Genomic DNA, 18531 nt, shown 5'->3' on the forward strand with positions numbered 1-18531 from the left:
TATGCTTCAATCAAGTACATCTGTTTCAAGTACATTAATACGCTTTCACGTGACTGGAGGTATGCATGAAGTCTCATTTCTTTACCCTCACCGATTACCCCAACGGCTTACCCGAACGTGAACTGTTCACCCTGGACTCCCAATCACTTCCTGATCTCAGCCCAGGTGAAGTGCGTATTCGCAACCGCTGGCTCTCGGTAGACCCCTACATGCGCGGCCGTATGAGCGGGCAACATACGTATGTCGCACCGTTCAGGCTGGGTCAGCCGATGGAAGGTGGCGCAATAGGCGAAGTGATTGCCTCCAGCGATGAACGCTTAAAAGAGGGCGATATTGTTAGCCATATGGGTGGCTGGCGCGATATCGCTCAGCTCTCTTCAGCAGGCGTTTACCCATTACCCAACGCTGATGTACCCGAGCAGGCGTATCTTGGGGTATTGGGCATGCCGGGCATGACGGCCTGGGCCGGCCTTAACCGCATTGCCGAGTGCCGCCCTGGCGACAATGTGCTGGTCAGTGCTGCCAGCGGTGCGGTGGGCTCACTAGTGGTGCAACTTGCCAAGGCCAAGGGTTGTCACGTGGTCGGTATTGCAGGTGCAGCGCATAAGCTTGCGTGGCTTGAGTCGTTGGGTGTTGAGCCCGTTAGCTACCGCGACCGCAGCGCTCACGAGTTAAGCGATGCGATACAGCTGGCCAGCCCCGAAGGCATTGACGTTTATTTTGAAAATGTGGGAGGCATTTGCCTGGAAGCCGCATTAAGCCAGCTAAATGAAGGCGCTCGTATTGCGGTCTGCGGCATGATCGGAAGTTATAACGCCGAAAAACCCACGCCAGGCCCCAGCAATCTGTCTCAAATGGTGGTACGCAAAGCGAAGATGCAAGGATTTATTGTGGCAGACCATTGGGATCACTACCCTGAGTTCCTCAAGGAAGTGGCTCCCCAGGTAACGGCGGGTAAAATTGATTACAAGGAAACGGTTAAAGAGGGCCTGGAGGGCACACCGGAGGCGTTTTTGGAGCTGTTCAAAGGTGGTAATACTGGCAAGATGCTAGTGGCACTAGAGCGCTAACACCGTGTTAGAATGAATAAATAGTAGCAACACACCATGGCCACGCTATCTTTATAGCGTGGCTTTTTTATGCGCTATCCAACGCCGTTTGATCAGTTCACATCCATTACTGATACTTTCGGCGCAGCTCAGTCACCTGTTTGATGGGTAAACCCCGTCGGAGCCGGTACCAAGCCTAGCCATCAACAGCTATCAAACGTAATAAGCTGTCAATCGTAATAAACAGGGGGAACACTCATGGATGAAAATACGCGAGCACGCGGGAAATGGCCTGCCTTACTGCTAGGCCTCTTACTGATTGTTGCAGGCCTGGCGTTAGCGGTAGGCGGCGGCAAACTCATTAGCCTCGGCGGCAGTGCCTACTATTTGATAGTTGGCATTGGCATTACCGCCACCGGTATTTTACTCGCTATGCGCAGGGGCGCTGCCCTTTGGCTTTATGCGCTAATTTTAATAGCGACGCTGCTTTGGGCACTGTGGGAAGTTGGCCTGGATTGGTGGCAGTTGGTTCCCCGCGTCGCCGTCCTTGCGCTCATCGGCATCATTATGCTGCTTCCCTGGTGGCGAAAGCTGCTTCGTTCGCGAGGCGGCAGTCTCGCGCTGACCGCCAGCATTGCAGCCGCTATAGTGGTGGCTATCGCCAGTCAGTTTGATGATCCCACGACCATTGATGGCACGCTTGCCAATAACAGCACGTCGGGTAGTGAGAGCATCAACCCTGCCCAAGTGGCCGGCGACGACTGGCCTGCCTATGGCGGCACCAACGCGGGTACGCACTACTCGTCGTTAAGTCAAATCACCCCTGAGAATATTGGTCAACTGGAAGAAGTATGGCGTATTCAGACCGGTGACCAGGCGGGCCCCGACGCCCCTCCCGAAATTACCAACCAGAATACGCCGTTAAAAGTTAACGACAGTCTGTATATCTGTACCTCTCACAGCCGCGCTATGGCGCTTTCTCCCGAAACCGGCGAAACCCTGTGGGCGTTTGACCCGCAAATCAGCACCCAAGGCGCCGATGACTTCTCGGGCTGGGCGCACATGACCTGCCGAGGCCTTGCGTACTATGATGCTGCCAACTACGCAGACAACGGTACAGATGATACGAGCGAAGCAGGCGTTCAGGCGTCTGAACTCTTTGCGGATGCCAGCGCCTTTGATATCGACGTTGCTATTCTTAGTGGTTTGACAGAAACCGCTGCAGGTGATGCTGACAATGCGCCCTCGGCAATTATTAGCCAAACCGATGTGATGTGCCCGCGCCGTCTTTACCTGCCCACCGCCGATGCCCGCCTGATCGCCCTGAATGCCGACACCGGTGAGCCGTGTGAAGGGTTTGGGGTAAACGGCGAAGTTGATCTAACCCGCAACATCGGCGACTTCAACCCTGGCGGCTACTACTCCACCTCCCCCGCCACCGTGACCGAGAACCTGGTCATCCTGGGCGGCCACGTGACGGATAACAGCTCAACCGATGAGCCGTCAGGCGTTATCCGCGCCTTTGATGTGCGCACTGGCGAGCTGGTATGGAACTGGGATAGCGGCAACCCGGAAGAAACAGAACCGCTTGCCGATAACGAAACCTACACGCGCAACTCGCCCAACGTATGGGCGCCCATTAGCGTTGATGAAACGCTGGGGCTGGTGTACCTGCCAATGGGCAATGCAACGCCCGACCAGTATGGCGCGGACCGTACCGAAAACGATGAAATCTACAGCGCAGGCTTGGTGGCGCTTGAACTCGAAACCGGCCAGGTTGCTTGGGTCTATCAGTTCGTTCATCACGACCTGTGGGATATGGATATGCCCGCTCAACCCGTACTGATTGATTTGGCGACCAGTGACGGCGTTCAACCCGCGGTGATCCAGCCAACAAAGCAGGGCAGCCTTTACGTGCTTAACCGGGAAACCGGCGAAGCGATCGTGCCGATTGAAGAAACCCCTGCGCCCCAAGGCGCCATTGAAGGCGACTGGACAGCAGAAACTCAGCCGCGTTCGGCACTCAATCTGCTACCCCCACCGCTAACCGAGCGCGACATGTGGGGTGCATCACCGTTTGATCAAATGATGTGTCGTATTCAATTCAACTCACTGCGCTATGAAGGCCAGTACACGCCTCCCTCGCTTGAAGGCAGCATCATCTACCCGGGTAACGTCGGGGTGATGAACTGGGGCGGCGTTGCGGTTGACCCTGAGCGCCAGGCGCTCTTCACCGGGGCCAAGTACTTGGCATTTATCTCGCGCTTGATTCCTCGTGATGAGGTTGAAGAAGGCCAGGGGTCTGCCAGCGAACAAGGGCTACAGCCAAACGCAGGAGCCCCGTACGCCGTTGAACTAGGGCCGCTGCTGTCGATATTTGATTTGCCCTGCCAGGCACCGCCCTGGGGCGATGTAGCGGGTATCGATCTGCAAAATGCCGAGGTCGTGTGGAAGCACCGCAACGGCACTACGCGTGACAGCATGCCCTTTGATTTGCCGATTGGTTTGCCGGTGGGTGTTCCGGCACTAGGCGGCCCGCTCTCCACCGCCAGCGGCGTTGTCTTTATGTCGGGCACGCTGGACCAGTACCTGCGTGGTTACGACATCACCACGGGCGAAGAGCTCTTTAAAGCACGCTTGCCCGCCGGTGGCCAGGCCACCCCCATGACTTATACCGGCGCCGATGGCCGTCAATACGTGGTGGTAACGGCGGGTGGTCACGGCACCTTCGGAACTAAAATGGGCGATTACGTTATCGGGTACGCACTACCTGAATAAGCGTTTACTCATCGTCTCGTCATAACACAGCGGGCAGCCCTTGGGCTGCCCGCTGTCATTACAGTGTAGTGGCCATTACCGAAGCCTTCGCCGATTAAAGCCGAAGGCTTGAAACCTCGGGCTTAGAAGCGCATTTCCACCCCACCGTAAACGCTGCGCCCCGGTGCCGGTTCATAGTAACGACCATAGGTGCCGTTCAAGCGAACGTTGGCATAGTGCTCTTGATCAAGCAGGTTACGCACGCCCACATAAGCGTTTAAACGTGAGTCGCTTCCCAGTTGCCAACCATCCCCCACGCGAAGGTTCACCAGCCAATAGCTATCTATATCCGTTTCATTAGCGTTATCAGCGACCATATCGCCGGTGTATTGCGTTTCAAGCGTGGCAAAGCGGTGCGCTGAGCTCTCCCAGGTAAGCTGGTTGACCCAGGTTTGCTCCGGCAAGCCGGGAATACGCTTGCCATCAAAGCGCTCATCAGGCGTGGAAAACCGATCGAACTCATAGCGCGCCAGCGTCAACGCACTGTCTAACCGCCACTGATCGGCAAGCTGCCAGCCCAGCGCTACTTCCAGGCCGTCCCGATTGGTATCGCCCGCATTTTGATAGAAGGTACGCCCGCCCTCGTCATAAGGCACTAGCTCATCACGCACACGTACCGAGAACAAGGCAACGTCGTAATCCATCGCTAGCGGCTCAATATACCCGCGCATACCCACTTCACGGTTCCAGGCCTTTTGCGGCTCAATGGATGGATTAAAGCCGCCGCCTGCCGGGTTAGCAAATTCAGCGAATGTAGGCGTTTCAAAGGCCGTCCCGGTATTGATATACACCTGATGCTGAGGACGATAGCGGTAGCTAAGCCCGGCAGAGCCGCTCCACTCATTAAAGGTACGCTCACCGCTTTGATCGCCATCGTCAAAATACTGGTCACCCACATCTAAATCCACACGGTCAAACCGCGCGCCTAACGACAGCGTTACCTGCTCGGTGATATCCAAATCGCCCTGAGCAAAAACACCCGCCGACGTGGCCTTTTGGGTTTCATCCGCCACTTGATCACCTACCGCCCCCTGGGCGTTCACATCATTGCGGAAGCGATCATCACTCTGGCGCGCGACATCAACCCCCGCGACATAGCTCAGCGGTAGCTCGCCCAGAGTAATATCATGATGGTATTCAGCGCTGGCGCCCATGTAATCACGCTTATACCCTAATCGGCTGTCGCCCACGTAGGGCAACTGCTGCTCAAAATCGCGTCGCGCAATAAACCCTTTAAGGTAGAGTTCACCCGGGCCTGCGGCCAGATCTTCATACTGCAAACCGACTAGCTGCTGGTCGACTTTTTGGTGTGAATCAAGCGCCAATGCATTGGGTGCCGCCTGATGGCGCCCGCTAGCCACTTCGCCAGCATTGAGTGCACCGGGATCTTCCGAGCGCGGGTTTTCCAGCAGGTTGACAATCGCCGTTAACGCACGCTCGCTACCCAGTTCCCGGCGTAGCTTGGCATTCAACAAGTACTTTTCAGTAGAGCTCTGATCGCGATAACCGTCCATATTTAAGGCTGAAAAACTGACGTGGTGTGACCACTCCCCTTGGGCGCCACCGGTTTGCAGGGCAGCTTTGCGATACCCATCACTGCCTACCCCTACTCGCAGCCGTGTACCTGGATTATCACGCCCGTCAGCGGTCGTCACATCAATCACCCCACCGGCGGCATTGCCATAAAGTACCGAGGAAGGCCCACGAATCACCTCAATGCGCTCGGCACTGTCCAGATCAATGGCGTCCAACTGCGCTTGGCCATCGGGCAAGGTATAAGGAATGCCATCAACCATCACCGTAATACCGCGCACGCCAAACGGCGCACGCGCACCAAAGCCACGTATTGCGATACGCTGGCCCTGGGCAAAATTATCCCGGTTTTGGACAAACACCCCCGGCACGCGTACCAGCGATTCATCCAGCCGCACACGCTGCTGGCCCTGAGCAATGGCGTCTCGATCCAGAATTGAAACCGCAGCCGGTGTGGCATAAAGCTCACGTGCTAAACGGGGTGCACTCACTTCAACGGTGGGCAGCGCTTGGGTAGATACCGGCTCGGCTTGTGCCCAAAGCGGGCCAGAAACAGCGCAGCTTGCAAGTAGTAGTGATGGCGGTAGTAACTTATACATGGATTCCCTTCCCCGTTTTTCTGATAAAAAGTGATAGTTAAGGGTGTTGAAAAAACGTTAATTAAAGATAGAAATAACGCCGCAGATGACACTTCATATAAGTAAAGGAGGCGTTGTGGCGTTGACAGCAACGGATCCGATCAAGATGATTGTTGCCATCATCCTACCGCCGTTCGGTGTATTTTAAAGGTTGGCCTAAAAGGCTATTTTTGGCTAAACACCATCCTGACGCTGCTTGACTTTATCCCCGACATCATTCATGCGTTTTATGTGATTTTAGAGCACTGATTGTACAACATAGATAAACCCTGAAGCCGCCTGGACGAATGCCTGGGCGGCTCTTTTGTTGCTGCTAGCTAAACGGCATGGCGCCGTTGGTGCAGCGCATGGACCTTTTCATCCCACCCCGCTAACGGGCCTGCTACTTCAAGTCCTGGCACAATGTGCTGAATAGGGAAGGAGGCTACCGCCGGTGGGGCGACGCCCAGGTCATCTAGCCAACGCCCTAACTGTTCAGATGAACTGATATAAACGATCCGACCAAGCCCTGCCCACCCATGCGCGGCTGCGCACATGGCGCAGTGCTCGCCTGTGGTATACACCGTTGCCTTGGCGCGCGCCTCTGGCGTCATGTGCTGTGCTGCCCAACGTGCCAGCGTGAACTCGGGATGCTGCGTCACGTCACCGCTGACAATTCGGTTACGGTCCTCGGCAAGAATATCTCCTTGTGCACTTACCAGCACGCTGCCAAAGGGTTCATCACCCGCATCAAGAGCTTCTTCAGCCAGCTCAATGGCACGGGTCAAGTAAGTGAGTTCCTGGTCATTCATCCCGTCGTCTCCTGTCGATTAATGGCCTTGCTCGTTACTCTTTCACTGTGGAAGAGATATCGTCTAAAGGCACGTCTTTCTGTTTGCCTTCTTCACTTTTGGCGATCACTGCCGTGCCCACTAAATCGCCGGTTATATTCAGGGCGGTAGCGCCCATTCCTACCAACGCATCAATAGCGGTTAACAGTACGACGGTTTCGATAGGCAGCCCTACCTGTGCAAACACGGTGGCAATCATGATGATACCCGCCCCAGGTACGCCCGCAGTGCCAACTGAAATCAGCGTACCGATCACTACAATCTGCGCCATGCTGGCAAGATCCAGCGGTGCGCCGATCACATTGGCAGCAAACACAGCGGAAATAGCGATCCGGATCGCCGCGCCATCCATGTTCATGGTCGCTCCCAGCGGCAGGCTAAACCCATACACACCTTGCGCGATGCCCATACGGCGGGCGGCATCCATGGTCAGTGGCAGCACACCCGCGCTACTTTGCGTGGCAAACGCCGTGGCCATCGGCGTACGCGCCTCCCGAAAAAAGCGGCGCAGTTTCACGCCAAAAAGCCGCATGATGACACAGTAAATCGCCAGTTGAACGGCCAGGGCAATGTAAAGCACGATCACCATGTCACCCAATGACAGCAACGTTTCAAACCCCTGCTGGCTGACAGTTTCCGCCACGATAGCGAACACCCCAATCGGTACGACATGCAGCACGCCCGACATCACCTTCAGCGTCACAGCATTCAAGCCTTCGATCATTTCATACAACCGCTCGGCGCTTTTGCCGTGCGTTTCGCTTTGGCGCACCTTCATCAAAGCGACACCGAACACCAACGCGGTAAAAATGATGCCGAGCAGGTTCTGGTCAGCCAACGCGCCAACAATGTTGTTCGGTACGATATTAAGCAGTACATCAACGAGCCCCGGATTCTCCGGCACAGAGAAACTCGCACTGTCATCCAGCGTCATGCCACTGCCTGGATTAAGTAGTGAGGCAACCGATAGTCCCACCACAATTGCAAACGCGGAAGAGGCCAGGTAATACAGCAGCACCTTTTGACCAACGCGGCCGACGCCACCTACCGTTGACTGGTTGACCCCGACCATCAGCGTAAACAGTACAATGGGTACAATTAGAAACGTCAGCAGACGCAGCAGTAGATCGCCGACCGGCCCCAGCCAAGTGGCAACGCTTTCACCACCCAGCAACCCCACCACTACCCCCAGCAACAATGCGATCGTGACACGTAGAATCAACGAAGAGCGCATATACCCTTTCAAAAGCGCCGCCATGTTAGTCACCTTTACCCAGAAAGCTTATTAGAGCCCGCCAGCAGAAAACGTCACCCTACGGAGCCGGGGCTAAAATACAACGTTTATATGCCATCCGGCCTTCGAAACCCATTCAAGCAACGCCTGACGTGCACAGGGAACGCGTTCTTTAACCATTTACGAATAGATCACTATTATCTTTTAAGTGAACGTCCAGCCGCTGTCTATTGGAAAAAGCCTAGAACCACTCATTATGATGCTGGCGTGTGTGCGTCCAGAAGCCAGCGATTAAACGCCTCTTCGTTACCCATGCCATGGTTAGCAACGTCGTTTTCAGTGGCGCCGTCTTTAATAACGTAATAGACCAGCCGCAGGTGGCGGTCTTCGTCAACCAACAACGAGGTATGCTCAAAATCGAGCGCCCCTAACGGCGCGAAGTGAAAGTGCCGAACGCCGTGGCAAGGCCCGTGGATATCCTGTCCTGCCCACCACGTTTTAAAATCTTTATCCACGTGGATCAGCATTTTGATCAACGCATTGATCGCCGGGTCTTCAGGCGCGCGGGCCACATCGCGTTTAAAACTGGCGAGCATTTGGCGGGCCTGCTCTTCCCAAGGGTCGAAAAGCCCGCGTGTGGCTGCATCGGCAAACAGTAGCCACAGAAGATTGCGCTGCTCCGGTGGGTGTTTAGAGAAGCCAAACAGACGATCACCCGCGTGGTTCCAGGCCAGCACATCCCAGCGCAAATTCAACACGTAGGCAGGCCGAGTAGGTAAATCGTTCATCAGACGATGTATCAAGGGCGGCACTATGCACCACGTTTTTCCCGGCTCAGCGGGAAGGCGTTGGTGCGCCAGCAAAAACAGATGGCGCCGCTCGGTGGCATCAAACTTGAGCGTACGCGCAAGGCGGTCGAGAAAATCCGCTGAGGCGCGAATATCGCGCCCTTGCTCCAGCCACGTGTACCAGGTCAACCCAACCCCGGCGAGTGCCGCGACTTCCTCGCGGCGTAAGCCAGGCGTGCGCCGCCGCTTACCCACGGGCAAGCCAACCTCTTCAGGTGTTACCTGCTCGCGTCGGCTACGCAGGAATTCCCCAAGCTCGGTGCGGGTGCGGTTTAACGAACGTACTGCCGCCATCTTGCTGCCTTTAGTAATAGTATAAATAGTTAAATTGTACCCCCTTTAAAGCCTCTCCAGAATAGCGCCCTCACCGCTTGGAGCCGTCTGCAAGATACGGCTGCCAAGTAATGTATGAGCCTGACTGGAGAGCCTAATGGCACTTTCTTCTCGACTATCGATTTACTTAATTGCCTTGGGCGCCTTTTCTTTGGGGATGGCGTCTTATGTCACAGCAGGCCTTATTCCCCTGATTACTCATGCTTTTTTAGTATCAGATGCCATGGCGGCACAACTGGTAACGGCGTTTACACTGGCGTATGGCCTGGTTTCCCCCATCGTGGTCGCGCTCCTGCCAGGTCATCAGCAGCGCACAGGGTTAATCATCGCATTGGCGATGTTCGTTATTGCAAATGTGGCAAGCGCGCTGACCACAAGTTTTGTCATGCTGATGGCCTGGAGAGCACTCGCTGGCGTGGGAGCAGGGGTTTATCTGGCGCTAGGGATTGCAGCCTCGGCGGCACTCGTACCTGAAACGCAGCGCGGCAACGCCATCGCGATGATTATGGGCGGGATGGCGAGCGGCACCGTACTGGGCGTGCCGCTTAGTCTATTGCTCGCCGGACAGTTGGGCTGGGCCTCGGCCATGTGGCTGATTGCACTGCTCGGCGCAATTTCCCTGGCAGGCCTGTACTACAAGCTCCCCAATATTCCCGCAGCGCCTTCTATATCGTTGCGGCGCAAATTGGTCATTTTGAAGCACCCCGCGACCATGACCATTCTAGCTGTCTCGCTGTTAGCTGCCGTAGCAAGCCTTGGTATGTACACCTTTATTTCACCGCTTATAGCAGCATCGACGTCTGGCAGCTCTCCCTCTATGGCACTTTATCTATGGGTTTGGGGCGTTGGCGGGATTTTGGGCAGCTTTTTAATTGGCCCGATTGTGGATAAAAGCCAAGGCTCCAGCGTTGTACTGGCTATTATGCTGGTCTTGGCCGTTTCGCTGATAAGCCTGCCAATTGCTGCAGCTCTGCATCCATGGCTCGCGCTTGTACCTATCGCCCTATGGGGAGCCGTCGGCTGGGCGTTACAGGTGCCGCAAAATAACGCACTAATGCACGTTCGCAAACCGCATGGCGATGGCAATCTCGCCGTGGCCCTGAACGAGTCAGCGCTTTACCTGGGTAGCGCGATTGGGGCGGCGGTAGGCGGGCTTATGCTTGCCAGTGCCTTTCCGCTTTGGACGCTTGCGTTAAGTGCCGGTGCGCTTGCTGCAAGCGGTGCGTTATTACAGCTCACCATGCGCAAGCGCAGTCACTAAACAGTTAATATTAAGCACTTAGCAATCGCGACATGACCTGTTGCGCGCAGGAGTGAAATATTGCCTTGGGATTAGAGAATAAATACAAAAACCCTTTGACACGTGCCGCGAAACATGGCAATGTAGCGCCAGTTGGTTAGCAAGCAGCATGGTTTCAGAAGCGTACGATTCTTTCGGCAGCCTGATATTGTATTCCTTGTTTCACCCGCTACTTCAATCTGGGTAATACCAGGAATTTTATTACGGCGCTTATGCGCGAAAGGATTTAATCATGGCAACTGGCACAGTTAAATGGTTCAACGACACTAAAGGCTTCGGTTTCATCGCTCCTTCTGACGGCAGCGACGACCTGTTTGCACACTTCTCCGAAATTCAGTCTGACGGCTTCAAAACCCTTCAAGAAGGCGCTAGCGTTTCTTTTGACGTTACCCAGGGTAAAAAAGGCCTTCAGGCTTCTAACATCAAGCAAACTTCTTAATATTTATTATTAAGTGTTTGTTCAGACCTTAGGGTCTGACTGACAAGGCCCGCTTCGGCGGGCCTTGTTGCGTTTGGGCCTGGCAAAACAAGACAAGCCGCACCCACGACCTATCCGTTTCTCGCTTCTATGTATTTTTAATCCACGTAATAAGCCGCACATCAACGCTCACGGTTAGCGTTTCAAGTGCTGCTGCCCTTTCACGGCCCTCTGCACTTGCTCGGTAAAGATGCGGCGTCATGGCCAAAAGATCCGCAATGCTATCTTTGTCATTCAGTGTCAGCGGATAGCGGATCGTGTCAGTTGCCTGCAGGCTAAACCCTTCTGGCACAGCGGGCTCTGCATTGCGCTCGGGTTTAAGCGTTGGATAAATAATCTCACGCAATTCGCGCAGGTGATTTGATCCTGCCTCTACTTGCAGCAACAAGCCTCCCGGTTTAAGCGCTCTGGCAAACTCGCTCATCACGGGAAAGCCGAACATGCAGAGCAGCCTATCCAGCGTGGCCGACTGCACGGGCAAATTGGCATTACTGCCCACTACCCATGTGGCTGAATGCCGACGGCCCTGTCCTGGCTGATGATCCTGCTCTTGTTGACGACTCTGCTTGGCCGCCGCCATAACCGCCCATTTGGAAATGTCCAGGCCGATCAAAGCAAGCGGTATTTGCAGCGCAGTGCTAGCCAATTGACGCAAGTAGTAGCCTTCACCACACCCCGCATCCAGGCAGCTAAGCCATTCGTTTTCCGAGGCATCGTTCAAGGCAGCGTGACGAACAGCTTCGGCAACAGGCTGGTAATACCCGGCATTCAAAAAACGCTGCCGTGCAGCCACCATGGCCTTACTGTCACCGGGGTCGTTTGAACGCTTGTTCTGAACAGGCAGCAGGTTTACATAACCCTGTTTGGCAATATCAAAACTGTGCCCAACCGTGCAGCGCCATACGCCTTCCGCTTGAGTGAGCGGGCCGCCGTCAAGCGGGCAGGCCAGCGCTTTAAACGCGTTCGATAACATAAAATGAGTTTTTTTTCAGCGAAGGATGAGTCAGTAGTTAGCGCACTACCACCACGATACCGAGCATGATAGCCACACCACCGATTAAAAAGTTAAAGCTCAAAGGCTCGTTGAGCAGTAGGGTACCAAAAAGCAGACCAAAAAGCGGTGCTAAAAAAGAGAACACGCCTAACTGCGAGGCACGATAGCTCCGCAATAACGAAAACCACAGTAGTAAAGCGCCAAAGGAAACGATAATTGATTGAAAACCAAGGCTTAAAATGACCGTTGAGGTAAACTGAGCGCTCATTAACTGCCCCGATATTAACGCAGCTGGCAATAGCAGCAGTGCCGTTACACTTAGTTGATAGCTCAATGTGAGTTCAGCGGGCTGCTCGGAAAGCGAGCTTCTGCGTATCACCACCGTCGTCGCTGCCCAAGATAACCCCGCCACTATTCCCATCATGTCACCGATCAGTATTTCCGTATCCATACTGCCCGCTTGACCGGGTGCTATCGCAATGGCCATTCCTGTAAAAGCCAAGCCAATACCCCACCACTGGCGTTGAGCCAACTGCTCCCCCGGAACCATTAAATGCAGTCCTAACGCCGCAAAAATAGGCGCCGTATAGAGAAAAATAGACATGTGAGAAGCCAGCGTGTAATGAAGCCCCCAAGCCAAAAAGACAAACTCACTCGTGAAACCTAAGCCAACGAGTAACCCCGGCCGCCAATGCGCGCGCACATCTCGCCAACCAATGCCTTGCCAGAGCGCGCAAGGTATTACCAGCATAGCGGCAAGCAAAGAGCGTAAAGCAATTTGAGACAGTGGCGATATTTCCTCAGCCACCCCTTTTATAGCAACCTGCTGAAACCCTAATATCAGACAGAAGAGAAGCATTAACGATGCCGCTCTTCGCCCTAGGGGTTTTCGCTCAAAAACGACGTCCTTGTGGTAAACCTTTGTTGCTATATCTGGCTCAAGATTGCGCATGTAGACCTCGCTATGCAATAAGGCGGCTATTGCATCAGCAGAGGAAACTCTCTACAAACGATTACTTATCCGACCTAGGCTTAGTAAAACTCACGCTATGAAAATTGAAAGACTACCGCTTAATGCACTGCGTGCTTTCTCTGAGGCTGCTCGTGAAAACAGCTTCAAAAAAGCCGCCACTCGGCTCAGCGTTACTCCTGGTGCCGTTAGTCGCCAAGTCAAACAGCTAGAGGCAAGGTTGGGCGTCACTCTTTTCGAGCGACACGCCAATGGCGTGTTAATCACCGAGGCGGGTAAAATGCTGCTCGACGATGTGCAGGCGGGGTTATCACTTATTGCAAGTGGGGTGGAACATATCACACAGCGCTCTAGCGAAGCTTTTGAGCTGATTATTAGCGCGCCACCTTCTTTTTTACAGCTTTGGCTACTACCGCGACTTCATCGATTCGAAGCACGTGAACGTGGCATCAATATATCGCTTGATGCCGATGCGAATTTAACGCCACCACTGTGGTTGCCTAACCGTGCCAAGCTATCACTGCGTTATGGCCAAGGTCCGTGACAAGGCGTCAATAGCATTAGATTATTCGAAGACGTGCTATTTCCTGTGTGCTCGCCTGCGCTGCTTTTCAAAAATAAAATTAGGGTGCCAGAGGACTTGCTGGCACAACCGCTGCTTTCGGTTGAATGGCATCGGCATACTCCGGCCTTCAGTCCTGTACCGAGCTGGAGCGAATGGTTTAATAGCGTCGGTGTAAAAAACCACCACTTACCCACCCCCATGCAATACTCGCTTTATAGTTTGGCGCTAGACCAAGCCATTGCTGGCCAAGGCGTAGTACTGGCAAGCTACCCCTTAATTGCCGACCGGCTGGCGAGTGGTGTGTTAGTCCGCCCCTTTAAAGAGAAGTACGCGCTCGTATCACGCTTTGCTTACGATCTTATTCTACCGGCGAGCGGAGGCGCACCCGAAGCGGTCACACACTTTAGCGAATGGATAACCCAAGAGGCGGAGACATTTCAACATACATCCCCACATCATTAAGAATTATCCAACTGTCGCGTATAGTCTTGAAACAACGCATATTTCCATTGGCGTACCGCTAATACTGACGTGGTACCAAAGCGCTTATGCAGAGGCAAACTACTTTCTCTTTCGCACAGGGCGTGAAACTCCTTGGCCAAGCGCTGCATTATCTGCTGCCACTCGTCATTGCCTGCTCGGGACAACAGACCATTGAGGACCAGCAGTTGCTCGCTTTCGCCATCAAAGCGTGAGCGAAAAAATTCATTCGCAATATACGTTTGGAAGAACTGCTGGATAGGGCCGCCAGAGCGCCAGCGGAAATTGGCAGCTACGCGGCGGCGAATACGATTACCAGGTAGCAACTCAATAAGCTTTAGCCGCTCAAGCTTAAGCAGTTGACGTGTACACTCCGTCTCGCTTAACTGATACTGATGATGAATTTCGTCAAAGCTATAGCCATTAACAACACAGACAGCGACCAGAAATAGCTCACGATCATCAACGATGCTCTGCTCCTGAGCCTGGGTCAATTGCTGGGGCCGTAGCTCTTCTGCCTGCATGGCTTGTACCAGCTCGGCAAATTCGATATTGAGTTGATCACAGATGCACTCAAGCCGCGCCAGGGTAAAGTGCTTTTCAGCAAACAAACGCTTAACGGACGCCTCGCTTAGGCCCAGCCACTGAGCCACATCGGCATAGGTTTTACCCTGAGCACGAAGCTGGCGCTTCAACGTATCAATTAAACACCCCACTTGGGACATAAGCGCCTCCAGACACCTCAACGTAGCAAATAATGATACTTTAAAGCACATATAACACAACCTGGTCTAACAAGGTTGCACCCAAGGCCTGACTTGGACAGATTGCTACCATCTAAAGGGGTTTATAAGGCTTAGTGAACATGCAAAGAGTGCTACAGATGAAGGGCGCATGGCCCTACTTCATCGCTATCTTTCTTAATGCTTTTCTCGACTTAGGGCACAAGATCGTGATTCAGAATTCGATCTTCAAAAGCTACGATGGCACCACCCAAATAGTGCTTACAGCGCTGGTGAACGGGTTAATCCTGCTCCCGTTCATTGCACTGTTTAGCCCATCAGGTCACGCGGCTGATACCTATCCCAAAGTACGTATCCTACGCGTTTCGGCGTGGGCAGCGGTCGTGGTATCACTAGGCATTACGGCGGCTTATTATCAAGGCTGGTTTTGGCTGGCTTTTGCGATGACGCTTCTGCTGGCGATACAGTCAGCCTTTTACTCGCCTGCCAAATACGGCATGGTCAAAACGCTGTTTGGGAAACCCCGCTTGGCCGAAGCGAACGGTATCGTCCAGGCCGTTACCATTGGTGCCATTTTAGCGGGCACGGTGGTGTTTACTGCCTTCTTTGAAGCATGGACCCCCTTGGCCAACCAACCCCCTGAGCAGTTGCTGCGCCAAATTGCTCCGCTAGGCTGGCTATTAGTGCTCAATAGCATCATTCAGGTGGTGGCACTTTATCGTCTGCCGCTGGATACCCCACAGCCGCCCAGCACACCGCTGACCTGGAAGCGCTATATAAAAGGCAGCGCGCTTAAAGATAATCTGCGCATCGTTGCACGCCAGCCCGTGTTAAGACTGTCGATTATCGGCCTTGCCACCTTCTGGTCTGTTGGCCAAGTGCTGTTAGCCGCCTTTCCTGCCTACGCCAAATCCGCGCTCAGCATTGATAACACGTTGGTGCTGCAAGGCATTCTCGCCGCTAGCGGCATCGGTATTGCGCTGGGTTCGGTGCTGGCCAGTCGTCTTTCGCGCAACCGTATTGAAACCGGCTTAATTCCGGTGGGCGCTCTGGGCGTTGCCGTTGGTTTATGGTGCTTACCGCTACTCACAACGCCACTCAGCCAAGCGCTGAACTTTGTGTTTATCGGTTTAATGGGCGGGCTGTTTATTGTGCCGCTCAACGCCCTGATCCAGTTCCACGCTGCGGATAACGAGCTGGGCACGGTGTTGGCAGCCAATAACTGGATTCAAAATATCGCCATGCTGGGCTTTTTGGCGCTCACGGCGCTGTTTGCTTTGGCGGGCGTGGATAGCCACTATTTATTACTTGTGATCGCTAGCGTAGCGATGATAGGGGGTGGCTACACCATTATAAAACTGCCCCAAAGTCTGGTGCGTTTTTTACTGGGCTTTCTGCTGACCCGCCGCTATCGCGTTGATGTTTACGGTTTGGAAAACTTGCCTGCCCAAGGCGGCGTGCTGTTACTGGGCAACCATATCAGCTGGATTGATTGGGCCATGGTGCAGATCACAAGCCCTCGGCCGGTGCGTTTTGTGATGCTGAAAAGCATTTATCAGCGCTGGTATTTGCGCTGGTTTTTTAAAGCACTGGGCTGTATCCCCATTGAGCGCGGCGCTGCCGCCGAGCGGGCACTTAATAGCGTTGCCGAATTGCTCAACGCAGGTGAAGTGGTCTGCCTGTTTCCGGAAGGCGCTATCAGCCGCACCGGGCAGCTGGGCGAATTTCGCCGAGGCTATGAGCGGGCCTGCAAAATGGCCAATCCCGACGTAAAAATCGTTCCGTTTTATCTACGTGGGCTATGGGGCAGCCAGTTCTCGCACTCTTCCAGCAAGCTTAAAGAGCTACGCCATGCACCGCTACACCGCTCTATCGTTGTGGTCTTTGGCCAAGCGCTGCCAAAAGAGACCCCAGCCGATGTACTCAAGCGACGCATCTTTGAGCAGGCTACCCGCTCTTGGCAGCTCTCGATGGAGAACCTGCACACCCTGCCGGATGCCTGGATACGCAGCGTAAAACGCCGCCCAGGAAAGCTGGCGCTCACGGACACGATCAGCCGCCCATTGAGTGCCGCTAAAGCCCTCACGGCGAGTATTCTGATGGCCAAGCGCATCCGTAAACAGAGCAAAGCGCAGAACATCGGCTTGTTACTGCCTACCAGTAGCGCGGGTGTACTCGCCAATATGGCAACACTGCTGGCGGGAAAAACGGTGGTCAACCTTAACTACACCGCCAGCGGCGATGCGTTGGCTTCGGCCCTTTCGCAAGCGGGGATAGATACCGTTCTCACGTCTACGCGTTTCGTGGAAAAACTTAACGCCCGTGGGCTTGATGTATCGGCGTTACTTGCCAACCAAAACGTTGTTTACCTGGAAACACTACAAGCCTCCATGGGCCGGGCTGAACGCTTAGGCACATGGCTTAGCGTCCGCTTGCTGCCGACCTGGCTGCTGCGCCTCTGCTACTGCCGAGCACATGATGCCGAGGCCACCGCCGCCATCCTGTTTTCCAGCGGTAGCGAAGGACAGCCAAAAGGCGTGATGTTAAGCCACCGCAACCTAATGGCGAACGTTAAGCAAACATCCGACGCGCTGAATACCGAGCATAACGACGTCATGATGGGCTCGCTTCCGCTGTTTCATGCGTTCGGCCTCACGGTTACTCAGTTCTTACCGTTAATTGAGGGCCTGCCCCTGGTGTGCCACCCCGACCCGACCGATGCGGCGGGTATTGCAAAAGCGGTTGCCAAGCACCGGGCAACCATTATGTGTGGCACGTCGACGTTTCTGCGCTTGTTCACTCGCAGCTCCAATGTTCATCCGCTCATGCTGGATAGCATCAGAGTGGTAGTAGCCGGGGCGGAAAAGGTCGACGACAGCGTACGCAGCGCGTTCCAGCTTAAATTTCATAAGCTGATTTATGAAGGATACGGCGCAACCGAAACCTCGCCGGTAGCGGCGGTTAATCTTCCCGATACGCTGGATGTGAACTACCTGCAAGTGCAGCGAGGAGCCAAGATAGGCACCGTCGGCATGCCGCTACCCGGCACGAGTTTCAAAATTGTTGACCCAGAGAGTTTTGAAGAACTTTCCACTGACGAAGCAGGCATGATTTTGATTAGCGGACCGCAGGTCATGCAGGGGTACCTGAACGATGCTGAACGTACCGCCAAGGTAGTGTGCAATCTCAACGACCAGCGCTGGTATATCACCGGAGACAAGGGTTATCTGGATGAAGATGGTTTTCTGACCATTGTTGATCGCTACTCACGCTTCGCTAAAATTGGCGGTGAGATGATTGGCCTCGGCGCGGTGGAGCAGGCTGTTAAAGCCACGCTTGCCGACCCCGATACCGCCATCATGGCGGTCAACATACCGGATGCTCATAAAGGCGAGCGTATTGTCTTGCTCTCGGAAACCCCGCTGGATGCACAGGCTGTCAGAACGGCCCTGCGCGGCCAGGGTATCTCATCGCTAATGATTCCCAGCCACTGGTTCACCGTTAATCAATTACCACAACTAGGTTCCGGGAAGCCTGATATCGCCGGTGCCAAACGCTTGGCGCAGGAACAACTAACCGAAAGCGAGCAGCCCTCGCTACAGTAGCCCAACCGTGAATAATGGGCTCCCATTAGCGCTGTAGAAACCAGGCAGTGTCTAAAAGAACTGCCTGGTTTCAAAGGCTTAATTACGGGTGTGAAGAAGCGCTTTTTTATCCGA

The 18531-nt window shown here is 54.2% G+C and carries 15 protein-coding genes; 8 read left to right on the forward strand and 7 right to left on the reverse strand.

Annotated elements, in window-relative coordinates:
* Positions 1-65 precede the first annotated feature (65 nt).
* Both ACT3R4_RS11580 and ACT3R4_RS11585 read left to right on the forward strand, forming a co-directional pair.
* A complete protein-coding gene (locus tag ACT3R4_RS11580; RefSeq protein ID WP_441679096.1) occupies positions 66-1070 on the forward strand; it encodes an NADP-dependent oxidoreductase in 1005 nt (334 codons plus the stop codon).
* A 237-nt stretch (positions 1071-1307) separates the two neighbouring features.
* A complete protein-coding gene (locus ACT3R4_RS11585) occupies positions 1308-3827 on the forward strand; it encodes a glucose/quinate/shikimate family membrane-bound PQQ-dependent dehydrogenase (protein WP_441679097.1) in 2520 nt (839 codons plus the stop codon).
* 122 nt (positions 3828-3949) lie between these two features.
* On the opposite strand, the gene ACT3R4_RS11590 is transcribed toward ACT3R4_RS11585, so the two are convergent.
* Entirely contained in the window at positions 3950-5998 is a 2049-nt protein-coding gene (locus tag ACT3R4_RS11590) for a TonB-dependent receptor family protein (RefSeq protein WP_441679098.1), read from the reverse strand.
* Positions 5999-6223: 225 nt separating this feature from the next.
* Here ACT3R4_RS11590 and ACT3R4_RS11595 point away from each other — a divergent pair, with 225 nt between their 5' ends.
* Complete coding sequence (locus ACT3R4_RS11595) at positions 6224-6286, forward strand: hypothetical protein (RefSeq protein WP_441679125.1); 63 nt, start codon at positions 6224-6226, stop codon at positions 6284-6286.
* Positions 6287-6354: 68 nt separating this feature from the next.
* Here the strand turns inward: ACT3R4_RS11595 and ACT3R4_RS11600 are convergent, their stop codons facing one another.
* From ACT3R4_RS11600 to ACT3R4_RS11610, 3 genes are all read right to left on the reverse strand, one after another.
* Positions 6355-6828: a nucleoside deaminase gene (locus tag ACT3R4_RS11600; RefSeq protein ID WP_087108178.1), complete on the reverse strand. Its 474-nt coding sequence runs from the start codon at positions 6826-6828 to the stop codon at positions 6355-6357.
* A 34-nt stretch (positions 6829-6862) separates the two neighbouring features.
* Positions 6863-8125 carry a dicarboxylate/amino acid:cation symporter gene (locus tag ACT3R4_RS11605; protein ID WP_441679099.1) on the reverse strand — a complete coding sequence of 421 codons (1263 nt, stop codon included), beginning with the start codon at positions 8123-8125 and terminating at the stop codon, positions 6863-6865.
* A gap of 230 nt (positions 8126-8355) precedes the next feature.
* The gene (locus ACT3R4_RS11610; RefSeq protein WP_441679100.1) at positions 8356-9243 is read right to left on the reverse strand and encodes a helix-turn-helix transcriptional regulator; all 888 of its coding nucleotides are present in this window, start codon (positions 9241-9243) and stop codon (positions 8356-8358) included.
* Positions 9244-9379: 136 nt separating this feature from the next.
* Here ACT3R4_RS11610 and ACT3R4_RS11615 point away from each other — a divergent pair, with 136 nt between their 5' ends.
* Positions 9380-10543, forward strand: coding sequence for an MFS transporter (locus tag ACT3R4_RS11615; protein WP_441679101.1), 1164 nt, complete (start codon positions 9380-9382; stop codon positions 10541-10543).
* A gap of 271 nt (positions 10544-10814) precedes the next feature.
* Positions 10815-11021, forward strand: a complete 207-nt coding sequence (locus tag ACT3R4_RS11620) for a cold-shock protein (RefSeq protein ID WP_018917934.1) — start codon at positions 10815-10817, stop codon at positions 11019-11021.
* Between the two features lie 127 nt (positions 11022-11148).
* On the opposite strand, the gene ACT3R4_RS11625 is transcribed toward ACT3R4_RS11620, so the two are convergent.
* Complete coding sequence (locus ACT3R4_RS11625) at positions 11149-12033, reverse strand: putative RNA methyltransferase (RefSeq protein ID WP_441679102.1); 885 nt, start codon at positions 12031-12033, stop codon at positions 11149-11151.
* A 37-nt stretch (positions 12034-12070) separates the two neighbouring features.
* Positions 12071-13006 carry a DMT family transporter gene (locus ACT3R4_RS11630; protein WP_192526632.1) on the reverse strand — a complete coding sequence of 312 codons (936 nt, stop codon included), beginning with the start codon at positions 13004-13006 and terminating at the stop codon, positions 12071-12073.
* Between the two features lie 97 nt (positions 13007-13103).
* Here ACT3R4_RS11630 and ACT3R4_RS11635 point away from each other — a divergent pair, with 97 nt between their 5' ends.
* Positions 13104-13568, forward strand: a complete 465-nt coding sequence (locus ACT3R4_RS11635; protein ID WP_441679103.1) for a LysR family transcriptional regulator — start codon at positions 13104-13106, stop codon at positions 13566-13568.
* A gap of 15 nt (positions 13569-13583) precedes the next feature.
* Entirely contained in the window at positions 13584-14051 is a 468-nt protein-coding gene (locus tag ACT3R4_RS11640) for a LysR substrate-binding domain-containing protein (RefSeq protein WP_441679126.1), read from the forward strand.
* Here the strand turns inward: ACT3R4_RS11640 and ACT3R4_RS11645 are convergent.
* Positions 14048-14794, reverse strand: a complete 747-nt coding sequence (locus tag ACT3R4_RS11645) for a helix-turn-helix domain-containing protein (RefSeq protein ID WP_441679104.1) — start codon at positions 14792-14794, stop codon at positions 14048-14050. The genes ACT3R4_RS11640 and ACT3R4_RS11645 overlap by 4 nt on opposite strands.
* A gap of 140 nt (positions 14795-14934) precedes the next feature.
* Between ACT3R4_RS11645 and ACT3R4_RS11650 the strand changes: the two genes are divergently transcribed.
* On the forward strand, positions 14935-18417 hold the full coding sequence (locus ACT3R4_RS11650; RefSeq protein ID WP_441679105.1) for an acyl-[ACP]--phospholipid O-acyltransferase: 3483 nt from the start codon (positions 14935-14937) through the stop codon (positions 18415-18417).
* Positions 18418-18531: the final 114 nt, after the last annotated feature.

Origin of the sequence: Halomonas sp. AOP7-E1-9 (assembly GCF_052376035.1) — a bacterium.
In the GTDB taxonomy this organism is placed as follows: domain Bacteria; phylum Pseudomonadota; class Gammaproteobacteria; order Pseudomonadales; family Halomonadaceae; genus Vreelandella; species Vreelandella citrativorans.